The organism is Kitasatospora sp. NPDC001527, from assembly GCF_040298605.1.
Lineage (GTDB): Bacteria > Actinomycetota > Actinomycetes > Streptomycetales > Streptomycetaceae > Kitasatospora.
Window position 1 is genome coordinate 1 of the sequence record NZ_JBEPAM010000095.1, and the last position, 14,128, is coordinate 14,128.

At 72.0% G+C, this 14,128-nt stretch carries 19 protein-coding genes and 1 pseudogene; 10 read left to right on the top strand and 10 right to left on the bottom strand.

What is annotated here, in order from left to right; genetic code table 11:
• Positions 1-74: 74 nt before the first annotated feature.
• A complete protein-coding gene (locus ABT238_RS37985; RefSeq protein ID WP_350568632.1) occupies positions 75-1,166 on the bottom strand; it encodes a restriction endonuclease in 1,092 nt (363 codons plus the stop codon).
• A gap of 132 nt (positions 1,167-1,298) precedes the next feature.
• Between ABT238_RS37985 and cutA the strand changes: the two genes are divergently transcribed.
• On the top strand, positions 1,299-1,631 hold the full coding sequence (cutA, locus tag ABT238_RS37990) for a divalent-cation tolerance protein CutA (protein WP_350806920.1): 333 nt from the start codon (positions 1,299-1,301) through the stop codon (positions 1,629-1,631).
• Positions 1,632-1,673: 42 nt separating this feature from the next.
• Here the strand turns inward: cutA and ABT238_RS37995 are convergent, their stop codons facing one another.
• On the bottom strand, positions 1,674-1,832 hold the full coding sequence (locus ABT238_RS37995) for a hypothetical protein (protein WP_350568635.1): 159 nt from the start codon (positions 1,830-1,832) through the stop codon (positions 1,674-1,676).
• Positions 1,816-2,295: an ATP-binding protein gene (locus ABT238_RS38000; protein ID WP_350806923.1), complete on the bottom strand. Its 480-nt coding sequence runs from the start codon at positions 2,293-2,295 to the stop codon at positions 1,816-1,818. The genes ABT238_RS37995 and ABT238_RS38000 overlap by 17 nt, the downstream gene beginning before the upstream one ends.
• 167 nt (positions 2,296-2,462) lie before the next feature.
• Here ABT238_RS38000 and ABT238_RS38005 point away from each other — a divergent pair, with 167 nt between their 5' ends.
• Entirely contained in the window at positions 2,463-3,314 is an 852-nt protein-coding gene (locus ABT238_RS38005) for a helix-turn-helix domain-containing protein (RefSeq protein ID WP_350806926.1), read from the top strand.
• Positions 3,315-3,316: 2 nt separating this feature from the next.
• Positions 3,317-3,502 (top strand): DUF397 domain-containing protein, encoded by a 186-nt coding sequence (locus ABT238_RS38010; RefSeq protein ID WP_350806929.1) that lies wholly within the window; start codon positions 3,317-3,319, stop codon positions 3,500-3,502.
• Positions 3,503-3,565: 63 nt separating this feature from the next.
• Here ABT238_RS38010 and ABT238_RS38015 read toward each other — a convergent pair whose 3' ends face one another.
• The 5 genes and pseudogenes from ABT238_RS38015 to ABT238_RS38035 all read right to left on the bottom strand — a co-directional run.
• Positions 3,566-4,015, bottom strand: a complete 450-nt coding sequence (locus ABT238_RS38015; protein WP_350806933.1) for a hypothetical protein — start codon at positions 4,013-4,015, stop codon at positions 3,566-3,568.
• A gap of 54 nt (positions 4,016-4,069) precedes the next feature.
• Positions 4,070-4,516, bottom strand: a complete 447-nt coding sequence (locus ABT238_RS38020; protein ID WP_350806936.1) for a methyltransferase domain-containing protein — start codon at positions 4,514-4,516, stop codon at positions 4,070-4,072.
• On the bottom strand, positions 4,513-5,175 hold the full coding sequence (locus ABT238_RS38025; protein WP_350806940.1) for a Scr1 family TA system antitoxin-like transcriptional regulator: 663 nt from the start codon (positions 5,173-5,175) through the stop codon (positions 4,513-4,515). Before ABT238_RS38025 ends, ABT238_RS38020 begins: the two co-directional genes overlap by 4 nt.
• Before the next feature lie 43 nt (positions 5,176-5,218).
• On the bottom strand, positions 5,219-5,713 hold the full coding sequence (locus ABT238_RS38030) for a DUF6879 family protein (RefSeq protein WP_350806944.1): 495 nt from the start codon (positions 5,711-5,713) through the stop codon (positions 5,219-5,221).
• 147 nt (positions 5,714-5,860) lie between these two features.
• Positions 5,861-6,277 (bottom strand): annotated as a pseudogene (locus ABT238_RS38035) (SDR family NAD(P)-dependent oxidoreductase); the annotation flags it as partial.
• 22 nt (positions 6,278-6,299) lie between these two features.
• On the opposite strand from ABT238_RS38035, the gene ABT238_RS38040 reads away from it, so the two are divergent.
• Positions 6,300-6,578 (top strand): hypothetical protein, encoded by a 279-nt coding sequence (locus ABT238_RS38040; protein ID WP_350806950.1) that lies wholly within the window; start codon positions 6,300-6,302, stop codon positions 6,576-6,578.
• 28 nt (positions 6,579-6,606) lie between these two features.
• On the opposite strand, the gene ABT238_RS38045 is transcribed toward ABT238_RS38040, so the two are convergent.
• Positions 6,607-7,842, bottom strand: a complete 1,236-nt coding sequence (locus tag ABT238_RS38045) for a GNAT family N-acetyltransferase (RefSeq protein ID WP_350806955.1) — start codon at positions 7,840-7,842, stop codon at positions 6,607-6,609.
• 228 nt (positions 7,843-8,070) lie between these two features.
• Between ABT238_RS38045 and ABT238_RS38050 the strand changes: the two genes are divergently transcribed.
• Complete coding sequence (locus tag ABT238_RS38050; RefSeq protein ID WP_350568651.1) at positions 8,071-8,511, top strand: hypothetical protein; 441 nt, start codon at positions 8,071-8,073, stop codon at positions 8,509-8,511.
• A gap of 18 nt (positions 8,512-8,529) precedes the next feature.
• Here the strand turns inward: ABT238_RS38050 and ABT238_RS38055 are convergent, their stop codons facing one another.
• Entirely contained in the window at positions 8,530-9,324 is a 795-nt protein-coding gene (locus ABT238_RS38055) for an SDR family NAD(P)-dependent oxidoreductase (RefSeq protein ID WP_350568653.1), read from the bottom strand.
• Positions 9,325-9,462: 138 nt separating this feature from the next.
• Here ABT238_RS38055 and ABT238_RS38060 point away from each other — a divergent pair, with 138 nt between their 5' ends.
• From ABT238_RS38060 to ABT238_RS38080, 5 genes are all read left to right on the top strand, one after another.
• Entirely contained in the window at positions 9,463-10,056 is a 594-nt protein-coding gene (locus tag ABT238_RS38060; RefSeq protein WP_350568655.1) for a TetR/AcrR family transcriptional regulator, read from the top strand.
• Positions 10,057-10,322: 266 nt separating this feature from the next.
• Positions 10,323-11,528 (top strand): cytochrome P450, encoded by a 1,206-nt coding sequence (locus ABT238_RS38065; RefSeq protein WP_350806970.1) that lies wholly within the window; start codon positions 10,323-10,325, stop codon positions 11,526-11,528.
• Between the two features lie 83 nt (positions 11,529-11,611).
• Positions 11,612-12,772, top strand: coding sequence for a type III polyketide synthase (locus ABT238_RS38070; RefSeq protein ID WP_350568657.1), 1,161 nt, complete (start codon positions 11,612-11,614; stop codon positions 12,770-12,772).
• Positions 12,769-13,473, top strand: coding sequence for an NUDIX domain-containing protein (locus tag ABT238_RS38075; RefSeq protein ID WP_350806975.1), 705 nt, complete (start codon positions 12,769-12,771; stop codon positions 13,471-13,473). Before ABT238_RS38070 ends, ABT238_RS38075 begins: the two co-directional genes overlap by 4 nt.
• Positions 13,474-13,621: 148 nt before the next feature.
• Positions 13,622-14,044, top strand: a complete 423-nt coding sequence (locus ABT238_RS38080; protein ID WP_350568659.1) for an SHOCT domain-containing protein — start codon at positions 13,622-13,624, stop codon at positions 14,042-14,044.
• Positions 14,045-14,128: the final 84 nt, after the last annotated feature.

Genomic DNA, 14,128 nt, shown 5'->3' on the forward strand with positions numbered 1-14,128 from the left:
CACCCCTGGGTCCGCGCGGCCCCCCCCCACACTCACCGGGCCCCCGCCGACTTCCTGTACGGGCGGGCCGGGCACTACGCCCCCGCGGCCACCGCCTCCTCGTCCGCGACCTCCAGGCCGTAGGCGACGACGGCCTGCCGCAGACCGCCCGGGTAGCCGGCCAGGGCGGGGGTGAAGTCCCAGTTCCCGGCGTCGTCGCGGTCGAAGCGGCCGAGCCGCATCGCGATGTTGGACTCCGCGCCGTCGGCCAGGTGCACGACGGCGGCGTCCTGGTCGGCGCCGGCCTCCAGGATCAGCGCCGGTCCGGCGAACCCGGCCATGGTGGCGCCGGGATGGTTCTCGGTGTCGGCGGCGGCGATGACGACGAGCCGGTCGGCCTCGGCGGGGAGAGCCTCGAAGTCAACCATCAGGCAGGCGTTGGCGTCCTCGTAGCCCGTGACCAGACGGACCGAACCGTCCGGCGTGGAGGCGTTGTTGTAGAAGACGAGGTGGTCGTCGGAGAGGGCGCGGTTGCTCTGGCAGACGAGCGCGGCGATGTCGTACTCCTCCTCCCCCGTCCAGTGCAGCAGGAGCCGGGCCGGCTCGGCGGCGACCTCGATCGCCGGCTGCGCGGCACCGGCGCCCTCCTCGATCTCCCCGTAGGCGGGGGCGAAGATCTCGTGGAAGCCGTGGTGCTTGAGCAGACCGACCAGCTCGGCCCCGTTGATCAGGGTGATCGGCTTGCCGGACACGAACTGGTGCGAGCTGGGCCCGAACTTGCTGGTGGTGACCAGCACGGCCTTGGTGGCCTCCCGGTCGTGCTGCAGCGTGCCGAAGAGGTCGCGGACGGCCGACGGCGTGACCGTGTCCCGGTACCGCTTGACCTGCACGATCACGTTCCCGCCCCGGAACGGGTCGGTGTCGATGCCGCGGACGTCCACCCCGCCGTCCTTCGACCGGGCCGTGAGCTCGACCCGCATGCCCATGGACTCCATCAGCCGGGCTATCAGCCCCTCGAACTCGATCGGGTCCATCTCCAAGAGGAGCTGGAGTTCGCGCACCCGCCGCGCCAGCCGGCCGCGGTTCGCGTTGGTGTCGTCGCGCAGATGCCGGAACAGCATGCGCTGCGCGCGGCGCTCGGCGGTGTCGGGGCTGCTGAGGCGGTGGAGCTTGCGGCTCCGGGACATAGGTACTCCCTAGAGCGTGCCGCGACACGACGGATCGTCAGGCACGCGTCAGAAAAGGCGATTTCAGGATGGCTTTGGGTGTGTCCCCCGCTGGGTGAGTGAGTAGGTTACCGCCGCTCCTAGGCTTTCTGCATGACGACGAACAAGAGCGACCTTCTCGTGATCACCACGACCCATGACGACGAGGCGAAGTCCCGGGCGCTGGCGGCGGCCGTGGTCCGGGCCCGGCTCGCGGCGTGCGCGCAGGTGTACCGGATCCAGTCCGTCTACTGGTGGGACGGCGAGGTCCAGGACGCGGCCGAGTGGCGGATCGACTTCAAGACCCGCGCCGAACTCGCCGACACTCTGGCGGACTTCGTGAACGAGCACCACGACTACGACACCCCGGAGGTCGTCGCCGTCCCCGTGGTGGCGGGCAGCACCGCGTACCTGGACTGGGTGAGGACGGAGACCGCGGCGAGGTGAGAGCGCAGGAAGTCGGTGGGGCCGACTTCCTGCGCGGGGGGGTCAGGGGGCCGCGGTCGCGGTGGCACCGGGAGCAGCGGGTGGACGCTCCGCGGGGTGGGGGAAGACCCACGCGGCGAGGGCGAGCAGGAGGGCGATCGGGAGCACCGTCAGCACGGTGACCGTGGTGGGGGTGGCGGGGAGCTCAGAGGACGTCGGCATGGACCGGGGCGAGGTCGAGTTCGGCCCAGACCGTCTTGGAGTTGGGCTCGCGGGGGACGGTGCCCCAGCGGTCGGCGAGGGCGTCGACGAGGGTGAGGCCGCGTCCGGAGCACGACTCGCCGGGGCAGCCGCCGGCGGAGGGCAGGACGGGCTGCCGGTCGCCGCGAGGGTCGGACACCTCGATCCGGAGCACGGAGGTGCGCGAACGGCGCACGGTGGTGAGTGAGAGCGCGAGTTCGAACCCGCGCCCCGGCACGCGCCCGTGGATCGAGGCGTTCGCGGCCAACTCCGCGACGATGAGGAGCGCCGATTGATAGGCCTCCGGGGAAAGGGAGTTGACCCCCCAGGTGGCGAACTGTTGTCTGGCGATCCGACGCCCGGCGGCGGCGCCCCTGGGGGTGGAAGTCAGGAGTGCGGCGTGGGCGCGCGGGGTGGGGTTGTCGAGGGGAAATTCGGACTTCATGTGACAAAGCCTGGAGGGTCAGCCGTACGCTGACCACGCAATCGCCAGGTACGCAGAGTGCCTGTGCACGCGCGGACAGTGGCTTGTCGGGCCGGTTGCGGGAAATCGCTCGAAGGCGCGGTCATACGAGAATGGGGTGGTTCACGGTGGGCGGGATCACGGGAAGCGTGTTCGAGAACGACGAGTCGGTGGGCGACGCCGAGGGGGTCTCGGAGTTCTACAGCGCGGTGGGGAAGATCATCAAGATCCTGCGCGAGCGCGCCGGACTGACGCAGCGCGAGATGGCCGAAAGGCTCGGGTACAGCGAGGACCTGATCGGCGCGATCGAGCGCGGCCGGCGGACGCCGCGCGTGGAGTTCCTCAACGCGGCGGACGAACTGCTCGGTGCCGGCGGGCTGTTGAAGGCGATCGCCGACGACGTGATGAAGGCGAAGATCCGGGTCAGCACCCGGCACCCCGCCTTCTCGAAGGCCTTCACCGAAGAAGAAGCCAAGGCCATCGAACTCAACAGCTACAGCGTGCTCGGCGTTCCGGGGCTGCTGCAGACCGAGGATCACACGCGGGCCCTGTTCGAGATGCGCAGGCCCGTGCTTCCGGAGGAGATGGTCGAGAAGTGGGTGGCGGCCCGAATGGCGCGTCAGGAGATCCTGACCCGCACGCCGCTCCCCCTGATGAGCTGGGTCATCGACGAGAGCGTGCTTCGGCGACCCGTCGGCGGCTGGGACATCCACGAGAAGCAGCTGCGGCACCTACTCAAGGTCGGCCGAATGCGAGGCCTTGAGCTCCAGGTCATGCCGTTCGAGCGGACTCACCACGCGGGCATGGGGGGCTCGTTCAGCATCATCACGCCCAAGGACAAGCCACCGGTCGCCTTCGTAGAGGTGCAGCACGTCAACCGACTCATCATCGACCACGATCAGGTCCGTATCATGAACGCACGGTACAGCAGCATCAGGGCGCAGGCTCTGGATCTGACGGAGTCACTCGCCTTGATCGAGAAGATCCTGGGAGAGCGGTAAGCATGTCAGAGCTTACGTGGTTCAAGAGCAGCTACAGCAGCAACGAAAGCGTTGAGTGCGTAGAAGTGGCCGAGACCGCCACCGCCATCCTCGTCCGCGACTCCAAGGACAAGAGCGGCCCCCACCTCACCTTCACCCCCGACAGCTGGCAGGCCTTCATCACCTTCGCCGCCACCGTCGAGGCCTGAAACACCGAACGGCCCGCCGCTCCAGCCCTGGAGCGGCGGGCCGTCCACGCGATTCGCGGCTTCTCAAGGGAGCCGACGGACCTCCTGTGCCCGCTCGTCCAGCCAGACCAGGTGCTCCTGACCCTTGATCGTCAGCCCGAACCGATCCGGCGACGGGGATCCCGCAGCCTCCCACCAGTCGTACGCCGCCTGCACCTCGTCCCACAGCCGACGCGGCCCGTACTGCCAGACGGTGTACCGGTCGCCCGCCGCGCCGTCCGAGTCCACGGCAGCCCAGGACCGGGCGTCCGTGGTGGCCACCCAGAGCCGCGATGCCACGCCCTCGACCTCCGGCTCGTGGTCCCACGCCGTCCAGACGTCCCCCAACCGCAGGCCGAGCGCGAAGCGCGCCTCCCAGTCGTCACCGCCGACCTGCCAGGGGGAGAGCGCTGTCCGCCCCTCCACAGGCTGTTGGTCGTCGTGGACGACATCACGGAAGATCCGCAGATCGGTCCGCTGCTTGCGCATCAGCATGAACGATGAGTATGCGCTGAAGCGTCCCTCCGCCGTCGCGTCCTCCCCGGCCACCTACCTGAGCATCCCCCAGTCCAGCATCGGGCTGTCCCACGGAGTGACGATGACACCACCGGGTCTGGTCTGTTCGATCCAAGCCACTGGTACTCGTCGCACGGCGCAGGTGGCAACGATCCGGTCGTACGGCTGCCGGCCAGGCCATCCTCTCGATCCGTCGCCGCACACGACTTCCACTCCCGAGCCGGCCGCGTGCAGCCCCCCCCGGGCATGCCGGGCGAGGGCCGCGTCGATCTCGATCGAGGTGACGTTCTCGCCACCGACGCGGTGCGCGAGCAGAGCGGCGTTCCAGCCCGTCCCGGTACCGATCTCCAGGACGCTCAGACCCTCCCGAAGGTCAAGGTCCTCCAGCATCCGCACCACCATGGCGGGCGACGATGCCGAGGAGGACGGCAGAGCGTCCTCCTCGGCATCGGCCTCCGCCCCGTCATTGAGCTGCGTCACGACCGGGGCATTCGCGTACGCGGCCTCGCACCACCGCTCCGGTTCGTCTCGGAGCTCGCACGGCACGAGTCCGCCGTCGTCCCTCTCCACCCAGATCCGGTCGGGCAGAAAGCGATGGCGTGGAACTGCGATGACGGCTCCAGTGCGAAGGTCCGGCCACCCGAGAGGACCATCTCCTGCCTCGCCATCCTCGCGTCAACGGCTGCGACCACATCGTCGATGACCGTGCGGGACCGCTGAACGGCTTGCAGGACCGCCGTGGTGTACTCACGCGTCTGGACCATGCCGGGAACAACCCTGCTCGCGTACACCCGGAAGGCACGGGTGCGCTCATAGATGTCACGGACGGCCTCCTGCGCCTGGCGCAGGCCGGCCCGTTCCATCCGGCGCCAATCCATGTACATCGTCTCGGCCGTGCGCGAGGCAGTGATCAGCTCGTCGATCCGGTCGGCGGCACCACAAGCGTGGCACCAGGCCCTGATGTCACTCTCCGTCGGCGCCGACAGCCCTGCTTGGAGGCGGGACGTCTTGGACTTGTGCCAGCCACAGCGCTCGGACAGCTCGCTGCTGGTGAGACCGGCATCGGCACGGATGTCGCTGAGACGGGTCGCCAGGGCTTTCCGAGCCGCGACGACGCTGGAGGACGGCGTGTAGGACATGCTGTTGCCGACCGTCGTCCGGATCCCGCCCCGTCCCCCGGTTTCAGACTCGGTAGTCGTCGTGCGGAACGGACCGGGTCCACACCGCCTCGAAGGCGCCGCGGCAGAGCTGCACCGCGGCCTCATCCTCGGTGAGTTCGCCGCCCAGCGAGTCGCCGTCTCCGGAGAAGTACCCCCACCGGACGAGCTTGTCGTCGAACAACCAGAAGTCGTTCCCGGGCAGGGCCAGGTCGGATGCGCGGCGGCGCGGGAGCCAGCGCACCTGCTCGCCGGCCACGACGTTCGGGAACGTCACGTCGTACTCGTACCGGATGTAATCGCTGACCGGCTCCGAAACGATCCGGGCGCGACGGATCGCCACGCCCCGGCCGACGGCCTCGTGTTCGGGAATGCTACCGGCCCTCCGACACTCGGCCGCCGTGGATTCGTCGACCTTCCAGCCTTGGATCACCAGGTCGGCCGTGGATTCGTCGACCCAGATGGTGGGCGACTCGCCATCGGGGCTGTTGGGATCCTTGGCAACGAACCGTAGCGTCATGGGTCCTCCTGCGCTCTGTCTGCGAGGTGGCACTTGCCTTGGCCGGTCCCATGGTGAGGGCCAAGGCAACCCTGCGTCAGGCAAGCGTCGTATCCCGCTCGCTCTTCACACCTGGCAGTGGAACGGCGGGCCACCGCCCCGGGAATGTCACCGGGGGTCGAAGGCCGTGGCGCGGGAGGTCTGTTCCCAGGTGGTGAGTTCGGCGCGGACGGCGTCGAGGTGGGCGAGGAGGGCGTCTGTGGCGTCGGCGCCGAGGGCGAGGCGCAGGGGGGTGTTCTCGGCGTCCAGGGCCAGGCGGATGGCGGCGGCGGCCTTGGCCGGGTCGCCGGGCTGGGCGCCGTTGCCGTCGCGGACCAGCTTCCTGGTGGCGCCGACCTTCTCGGTGTAGGCCGGGTGCTCCTCGGAGAAGTGGGCCGCGTCCTTGCCGAAGAGGTTGGTGCGGAACGCGCCGGGCTCCACGATCAGCACCTTGATGCCGAACGGCGCCACCTCGTCGGCGAGGCCCTCCGACAGCTGCTCCAGCGCCGCCTTGGTCGCGCTGTACGCGGAGCTCGGCGCACCGCTGTTCCACCGCGACCGGCGGGCGGTGCGGCTGACCACCGTCGGGGAGGCCCTGCTGCCGCACGCCCGGGGGATGCTCGCCGCCTGGGAGGACGCCGAGACGGCGGCCGCCAACGGCCAGGGGGTGGTGCTGCCGGCCGCCGGCAACGCCCCGCTGGTCGCCCGGGACGAGGTGGTCGCCGCACCGGTCCGGGGCGTCTCGCCGTCCCGGCTGGCCGTGGCCGCCCGACGGGGCGACGAGCGGCCCCTGGTGCTGGCCTACCTGGCCGCGGCGGCCGCGGCGGGAGCCGGCACCGCCCGGTGACGCACCCGTCCACCGGGCGGCCCGCCGGTCAGAACCAGTGCAGGCATTGCGGGGGCCGGGGAGTGCGGAAGAGGGCGTCGGCGAGCGCGGCGGCCTCGGCGTGGTGGGCGCGGATGTGGCCGGCGCGGACCAGGGTGCTGGGAGTGGTACCGCCGAGGTAGACCGAGCCCAGGTCGCTGACGTCGAGCGACAGGTCCGGGTCCCGGTCGGTCGGGACGCACTCGGCCTTGCCGTCCCGCACGGTCAGCAGCCAGCGGCCGTGCTCGCCGAGGAAGGAGTCCCCGACGTCGAGGACGAGCTCGCCGTCCGCGAACCAGCCGCGCGCGGTCAGCGCGCGCGGCACGTCCAGCAGCCGCACCCAGAGCCAGTCCATCTCCAGGCCCGTCGCGCCGGCCCGGAGGTCCTCCAGCTGCCAGCGCAGCGGGTGCGAGGCCGGGACGTGCTTGAAGACGGCCTCGGTGATCAGGTCGTGGCCGAGCACGTAGCGGGCCAGGGCCGTGAACGCCGTGTCGTCGAGGGCGATGGTCTCGTCCACCGTCAGGGTGATCGCCCTGGTCACGGGGTCGGGGTCGCTGAGGGCGTAACTGGCGTAGCCGTCCGGGACGCCGTCGGCGTCCCGGTGCACGGCGACGTAGCGCGGCGCCGGGGAGATCGGGGGCTGGCCCGCGCGCAGGGCCCACCAGCGGTGCGGCCGGGAGATCGCGCCCGGCTGGGCACGGCGGTAGCGGTCGTAGACCTCCTCCAGGACCTCCCGGCACTCGGTGCTCCGCAGCACCTCGACGGAGCCGGTGTCCCCGCCCCCGCCCCCGGCCCGGGGCTCAGCGAGGGCGGCCCGGTGACGCGGAACCGTCAGCCGCCCCGTGTACGTGGCCGGCCCGTAGCCGAACCTGCGGTAGATCAGGGCCTCGGAGGCCAGCAGCACCGACAGGAACTCCCCGCGCTCGCGCAACTCGGCGAGCTGGTGGCGCATCATGGCGCTGAGGACGCCCCGGCGCCGGTGCGAGGGCAGCACACCGACGGCGGTCACCCCGGCGACCGGGACGATCACCTCCCCCGGCAGGGTCAGCTCGAAGGAGTACGCACCGGCCGTGCCGACGGGCCGCCCGTCCACCGCCACGGCGAGCACCCCGCGGTCCAGCTCGAACGCCGACCACCACGCCCCGCCCCCGTCCTCGGTGGTCTCCCCCGGGAAGAGCCCGAACGCCGCGTGCATCGTCCTGACGAAGACCTCGCGGTCCCGTTCGGTCGTGGAACGAATCTCCATCGCTACTGCCGCCTCCCCAGGTCACCGGCACCACGACGCATGGTGCCCGGCCCAGTGCAACGCCGACCCGCAACCAGGTCAAGCGATTTTTCGCCGGCCCGTTTCCGGCGCGGAGCCCCGGGAGGGCAGCGGCGGCGGAGCCGGTCCCCGGCGGGGTTCGCCCCCGACCGACCCCCGAACTGGCGGACTGTTAGAGTCGCTTGGCGTTCCGACCGGGGGAGGCACCCGATGAAGCACCGTGCGCTCACGATCGGCGTGAGCACCGTGGCCGCGCTCCTGATCGCCGTCGCCTTCCGGCCGACCGGCGGTGCGCCGGCGCCCGGGCCGGCTCCTCGGCCGACCGCCCACGCGCCCTCCGTCATGCCCTCGATGCCCGGGGCCGAGGACAGCACCGCCGCCTTCACCCGGTGGGTCGAGCAGCACGGCACCGAGGAGCAGCGGGCGGCCGTCGTGGGCCACGTCACCGCGCTCAACCGGGCCGTGAAGCAGGACGACCACGTCAACACCTACCTGGCCACCGACCACCCGGACGCGGTGGACGCGCGCAGCCGCGCCATCATCCGTGCCTACCTGGCCTGGGCCGGGCCGCTCGACCCGGCCCGGATGCTCGTCCTCTACAACGCCTCGGGCGGCGTGATGAGCGCCGTCGACACCGCCGACTGGCGCTGAGCCCCCGGGACGCGGGCCTCAGGCCATGGCGTCCCGCACGCCGCGCGACATCCGCTCGGCGATCGCGGCGACCAGGGCCCGCGGGCGGCGCGGGGCGAGGTGGGCGCCGATCGCGTTGGAGCGGCCGGGGACGACGTAGGAGCGGTCGGCGTCCAGGGCCCGCAGCGCCGCCCGGACCACCGACTCCGCGGTGGTGAACGCACCCGTGACGGCGGCCTTCCGGGTGCCGATGACGTCGAAGAACCCCGTCTCCACCGGCCCCGGGCACAGGGCCAGGACGCGGATGCCGCGCCGGCGGTACTCCTGGCGCAGCGCGAGGCTGAAGTTGAGCACGAAGGCCTTCGACGAGCCGTAGACGGCGAAGTACGGGGTCGGCTGGAAGCCCGCCGTGGAGGCCACGTTGACCACCGCGCCCCGGCCGCGCGCGAGCATGCCGGGCAGCAGGGCGTGGGTGAGGTCGACGAGCGCGACGACGTTGACCATCAGCTGCTCGTGGTCGCGCTGCCCGTCGATCGTCTCGAACCGGCCGCAGGTGCCGAAGCCGGCGTTGTTGACCAGCAGGTCCACGCTCAGGCCCCGGTCGGCGAGTTCGGCGGCCACCCGGCGGGCGGCGTCGGGGGCGGAGAGGTCCTGGACGAGGACGTGGACGGTGACGCCGTGGGCCTTGCCGAGGCGCTCGGCGAGGTCGTGCAGGCGGTCGGCGGAGCGGGCGACCAGGACGAGGTCGTGGCCGCGCGCGGCGAGTCGGGCGGCGAACTCGGCGCCCAGGCCGGAGGAGGCGCCGGTGATCAGAGCGGTGGTGGCGGTGCGCACGGTGGTGCTCCTTGTCTCTCTATCTGTGACACGAGAGTATCGGATAATCGAAAAAATGCGACACCTTTGTTCCACTTAATCGTCGAGCCGCTTCCCCGCTGTACCGTTCCCCGGGTACGCCAGAGCTGGAGGCACACGATGAGCAGCACGCCCGCACGCCCGTTGCGCGCCGACGCCGAGCGCAGTGTCCGCGCGATCCTCGCCGCGGCCGAGCGCGTCCTGGCCGAGACCCCGGGCGCGTCCATGGAGCAGATCGCCGAGGCCGCCGGGGTCACCCGGACCACCGTCCACCGCCGCTTCGCCAACCGGCAGGCACTGGTGGACGCGCTGGCCGCCGAGGCCGCCGCCAAGCTCGCCGAGGCGGTCGAGGACGGCCGCCCGGACACCGCCCCGCCGCTGGTCGCGCTGCACCGGGCGACGGCCAACGTGCTGCGGGTCAAGGCCGCCTGGGGCTTCGCCCTCGGGCCGGCCGTCGTCCAGAGCGAGCAGGCGGCGCGGACGCACGAGGCGATCGCCCGCCGCTGCCGGGACCTGCTCGGCCGGATCCGGGACGAAGGGTTCATCGCCCCGGACGCGGACCTGGAGTGGGTGCGCCGGGTCTACTACGCGCTCATCGGCGAGGTCCTGCACGGCGACGGCGGCGCGGGGCCCGCCGAGGGCGACCCGGACACGCTGGCGGCCCGGATCGTCGACACCGTCCTGTACGGCGTGGGCCCGCGCACCGCGCGCTGAGCCGCCCCGCGGCACGCCCGCCGACGCGCTCGCCCGGTCAGCCGCAGGCCCGGTCGGGGCGCCGCCGCGTGCCGGTGCGGCGCCCCGGAAGAGGCCGCGGACGGCGCCCTCAACTCCCCCATATCGCATGACAATCGTCAATCTCCCTCGATCGAGGGAACTATCAGCCGAGTCCCCGCTTTCCCGGGCCGTTGGGGGCAACATCAGCACGTCCGCGCCCGAACAACCTCGTCCGGGCGGCAGAATCCGGCCCCTGGGACCAGCCCGTGACTACCTCCGCCCCCGTGTGGGACTGCCCCTTCAACCACACCGACGGCCTGGAGTTCGACCCCCTGCTCAAGCGCCTGCTGACCGAGGAGCCGATCGCCAGGATCCGTCTGCCGCACGGCGAGGGCGAGGCCTGGCTCGCCACCCGCTACGAGGACGTCCGGGTGGTCACCACCGACCGCCGGTTCAGCCGCGCCGCCGGAATCGGCCGCGACCTGCCCCGGATGACGCCCGCCCCGATCGCGCAGGTCGAGTCGATCAACCTGATGGACCCGCCGGCCCACAACCGGCTGCGCCGCCTGGTCGCCCAGGGCTTCACCAACCGCCAGGTGGAACGGCTGCGCCCGCACACCCAGAGCGTGGTCGACGGCTTCCTCGACGAGATGACCGAGCACGGCGCCCCGGCCGACCTCGTCCGCTTCCTCTCCGCCCGGCTCCCGCTCACCACCATCTGCGAGCTGCTCGACATCCCCGCCGGGGACCGCGCCGAACTCCGCGGCCACGCCGTCGCGATGATGTCCATGGGCCCCGGCAGCGGCGCCGGCCAGGTCGACGCCAAGGCCGCGCTGCGCGCCTACTTCGCCGAGCTCACCGCCGCCCGCCGCCGCTCGCCCGGCGAGGACCTCATCAGCGCGCTCGCCACCGCCCGGGACGGCGCCGAACTGCTGGACGACGACGAACTCGCCGTGATGGCCATGGTCCTGCTGGTCACCGGCCACGACACCAGCACCTACCAGCTCTCCAACATCACCTACACCCTGCTCACCCACCCCGACCAGCTCGCCAAGCTGCGCGCCGAGCCGGACACGCTGCCGCGCGCCCTGGAGGAGCTTCTGCGCTTCATCCCGTTCCGCCAGGGCGTCGGCATCGCCCGGGTCGCCACCGAGGACGTCGAGCTCGGCGGCGTGCTGATCAGGGCCGGCGAGCCGGTGCACGTCTCCTACCTGGCCGCCAACCGCGACCCGGCGGTGTACGAGCGGCCCGACGAGCTGGACCTCGACCGCGGCGCGCCCACCCACATGACCTTCGGCTACGGCACCCACCACTGCCTCGGCTCGCACCTGGCCCGGATGGAGCTCCAGGTGGCCATCGGGACTCTGCTGAACCGGTTCCCCAAGCTGCGGCTGGCCGTACCGCCCGCCGAGCTGGACTGGCAGACCGGCTCGATCTGGCGCTACCCGCAGACCCTGCCGGTCGCCTGGTGACCACCGTCCGGTGACCGCGCCGCGCCACCCCCCGCCGCACCCGGCCGCGCCCCCTCGGCCACTTGCCCCTCGGAGACCTCCCCATGGCCACACTCTGCCGACCCGCCATCGCCGTGCCCGAGCACGTCATCACGCTCGAGGAGACCCTCGACCTGGCCCGCACCCTGCACGCCGACCACCCGCAACTCGGCCTCGCCCTACGGCTGATCGAGAACACCGGGGTACGGACCAGACATCTGGTCCAGCCCATCGAGGAGACCCTGCACCACCCCGGCTTCACCGTTCGCAACGCCGTCTACGAGCGGGAGGCCAAGCGCCGCGTCCCCGAGGTGGTCGAGCGCGCCCTCGGCCACGCCGAGCTCGCCGCCCGGGACATCGACCTCATCCTCTACGTGTCCTGCACCGGCTTCATGATGCCCTCGCTGACCGCGTGGCTGATCAACTCCATGGGCTTCCGCTCCGACACCCGGCAGCTGCCGATCGCCCAGCTGGGCTGCGCGGCCGGCGGCGCCGCCGTCAACCGGGCGCACGACTTCTGCCGCGCCTATCCCGGCGCCAACGTGCTCATCGTGGCCTGCGAGTTCTGCTCGCTCTGCTACCAGCCCACCGACATCGGGGTCGGCTCGCTGCTCTCCAACGGCCTGTTCGGCGACGCGATCGCCGCCGTCGTGCTGCGCGGCCGCGGCGGCACCGGCGTCCACCTGGAGCGCAACGGCTCGCACCTGGTGCCGGACACCGAGAACTGGATCTCCTACGGGGTCAAGGACACCGGCTTCCACTTCCAGCTCGACAAGCGCGTCCCGGGCACGATGGAGATGCTCGCCCCCGCCCTGCGCGCGCTGGCCGTCGAGCACGCCTGGAACGTCTCCGGCCTCGGCTTCTACATCGTGCACGCGGGCGGCCCGCGGATCCTGGACGACCTCTGCCAGTTCCTCGGCCTGGAGCCGGTCGCGTTCCGGTTCTCCCGCGCCACGCTCACCGAACGCGGCAACATCGCCAGCGCCGTGGTCTTCGACGCGCTGGCCCGGATGTTCGAGGAGGGCGGGGTCGAGGACGGCACCCAGGGGCTGATCGCGGGCTTCGGCCCGGGGATCACCGCCGAGATCTCGCTGGGCAGTTGGGCCGGAAGGCCGCTGGAAGCGGTGGTCCCGCGCCGGTCGCGCGCTCTCGACGCCACGGAGCTGACGCTCGCTCACCGGACGGGCCCCGTGCCGCATCCGGCCGGGACTACGATCACCGAATGACCGATACCACGGATGCCACCCACACCTCCGGCACCGCCGACACCTCCGGGCCCGGCGGCCCCACCGGCGGCACCGGCACCACGGGCACCGCCACGCCACCGGACGGTGCCGGGGCCCCGCTGATCCCCAGACCGCCCCGCCCCGCCGAGGCCGGCCGGGCCGCCGAGCTGGCCGCGCTCTTCCCCGCCCTGCACGCCCCCCAGTACTGGGCCTGGGGCCGCTACGACGCGCAGTTCTCCACCGTCCTGCCGCCGGACGAGCTGGTCACCAACATCCACCTGGTGGGCTTCACCGCCGACGACCGGGTGGTGCTCTGCCGCGACGAGCGCGACCACTGGTTCCTGCCCGGCGGCACCCGCGAGCACGGCGAGTCGGTGGCCTCCTGCCTGGTGCGCGAGCTGCGCGAGGAGGCCGGCGCGCGGCTGCTCGGCGAGCCGGTCTGGCTGGGCGCCCACCGCTGCGTGACCGACGACCCGGTGCCCTACCGGCCGTGGCAGCCGCACCCGGAGAAGGCCTGGCTCTGGGGCTGGGCCGAGGTCACCGTGGACTCCGTCCCGACCAACCCGGACGACGGCGAGCAGGTGGTCGAGGTCCGCGCGGCGGACCCGGCCGAGGCGCGGGAACTGCTGCTGCGCGGCCACGAGGCGTGGTGGGGCGAGCTGATCGGCCTGGCCCTGGAGCTGCGGTCGCGTCCGCGCTGAGCCGCCACTGTTCCCCTGAGCCGCCGCTGTTCCCCTGCTCCCCGAAGACCACCGGAATGGCGCAGCAGCGGGCCCCGGTGTCCGATATCCGGTGATATGACTCGAAGGGACTCGGGTCCGTCTCGGGCCCGCACCGACGGGAGCCGTCATGGACAACTACCCGCTGCTCAACATCTTCTGGACGATGCTGGAGCTGTTCCTCTGGATCCTCTGGTTCTTCCTGCTCTTCAAGATCATCACGGACATCTTCCGCAGCCACGACATGGGCGGCTGGGCCAAGGCCGGCTGGATGCTCCTGGTGATCCTGCTGCCGCTGATCGGTGTGCTGGTCTACGTCATCGCGCGCGGCAAGGGCATGGGTGAACGCGACATCGCCCAGGCCCAGAAGGCGGACGCCGCCTTCAAGGCCTACATCCGGGACGCGGCGGCGACCACGCCCGGGGCCGAGCCCGGGGCGGCGCCGCCCGGTCCCAGCCATGTCGAGGGCCTGGCCAAGCTGGCCGACCTCAAGGCCTCCGGGTCCATCTCCGAGGAGGAGTACCAGAAGGCCAAGGACAAGCTGCTGGCCTGAGGTCCGCGGGGGGCGGCCGGCGGACGGGTGGTCGCCGAGGTGGTGCACCGCCGGCTGGCCGGGGCGCCCGCCCCCGAGCCCGAG

Excerpts from the sequence above, each read along its gene's own strand:
- ABT238_RS37985 (WP_350568632.1), bottom strand. The coding sequence starts at position 1,166 with ATGTCCCGGAGCCGCAAGCTCCACCGCCTCAGCAGCCCCGACACCGCC.
- cutA (WP_350806920.1), top strand. The coding sequence starts at position 1,299 with ATGACGACGAACAAGAGCGACCTTCTCGTGATCACCACGACCCATGAC.
- ABT238_RS37995 (WP_350568635.1), bottom strand. The coding sequence starts at position 1,832 with ATGCCGACGTCCTCTGAGCTCCCCGCCACCCCCACCACGGTCACCGTG.
- ABT238_RS38000 (WP_350806923.1), bottom strand. The coding sequence starts at position 2,295 with ATGAAGTCCGAATTTCCCCTCGACAACCCCACCCCGCGCGCCCACGCC.
- ABT238_RS38010 (WP_350806929.1), top strand. The coding sequence starts at position 3,317 with ATGTCAGAGCTTACGTGGTTCAAGAGCAGCTACAGCAGCAACGAAAGC.
- ABT238_RS38015 (WP_350806933.1), bottom strand. The coding sequence starts at position 4,015 with ATGCTGATGCGCAAGCAGCGGACCGATCTGCGGATCTTCCGTGATGTC.
- ABT238_RS38025 (WP_350806940.1), bottom strand. The coding sequence starts at position 5,175 with ATGTCCTACACGCCGTCCTCCAGCGTCGTCGCGGCTCGGAAAGCCCTG.
- ABT238_RS38030 (WP_350806944.1), bottom strand. The coding sequence starts at position 5,713 with ATGACGCTACGGTTCGTTGCCAAGGATCCCAACAGCCCCGATGGCGAG.
- ABT238_RS38045 (WP_350806955.1), bottom strand. The coding sequence starts at position 7,842 with ATGGAGATTCGTTCCACGACCGAACGGGACCGCGAGGTCTTCGTCAGG.
- ABT238_RS38050 (WP_350568651.1), top strand. The coding sequence starts at position 8,071 with ATGAAGCACCGTGCGCTCACGATCGGCGTGAGCACCGTGGCCGCGCTC.
- ABT238_RS38060 (WP_350568655.1), top strand. The coding sequence starts at position 9,463 with ATGAGCAGCACGCCCGCACGCCCGTTGCGCGCCGACGCCGAGCGCAGT.
- ABT238_RS38070 (WP_350568657.1), top strand. The coding sequence starts at position 11,612 with ATGGCCACACTCTGCCGACCCGCCATCGCCGTGCCCGAGCACGTCATC.
- ABT238_RS38075 (WP_350806975.1), top strand. The coding sequence starts at position 12,769 with ATGACCGATACCACGGATGCCACCCACACCTCCGGCACCGCCGACACC.
- ABT238_RS38080 (WP_350568659.1), top strand. The coding sequence starts at position 13,622 with ATGGACAACTACCCGCTGCTCAACATCTTCTGGACGATGCTGGAGCTG.